At 58.4% G+C, this 267-nt stretch carries 1 protein-coding gene; it reads left to right on the top strand.

Annotated features, from left to right (window positions below):
* Window positions 1–267, top strand: a 267-nt coding sequence (locus J5M56_RS25985) for an immunoglobulin-like domain-containing protein (protein WP_207938188.1), incomplete at both ends; no start/stop codon positions are given.

Genomic DNA, 267 nt, shown 5'->3' on the forward strand with positions numbered 1-267 from the left:
ATGTCACTGGCGGCAACTACGAGAAGCTGGAAACGGCTGGTAACCCAACCACTTCGGTTACGGATGACCCGGCGAAGCTCGATAGCACTGGCCTCACCCTGTCCGCTACCGGCACCGTCCAGGAAGGTGGCAGCATCGTTTACACCGCTACCCTGACCAATCCGGCCGGTAGCGAGATGAAGATCACCCTGAGCAATGGTGAAGTCATCACCATTGGCAAAGGTTTGACCGAAGGCTCGATCACGGTCCCAGCACCAGCCAACACCG

The organism is Pseudomonas sp. 51_B, assembly GCF_017491595.1.
GTDB classification, from domain to species: Bacteria; Pseudomonadota; Gammaproteobacteria; order Pseudomonadales; family Pseudomonadaceae; genus Aquipseudomonas; species Aquipseudomonas promysalinigenes.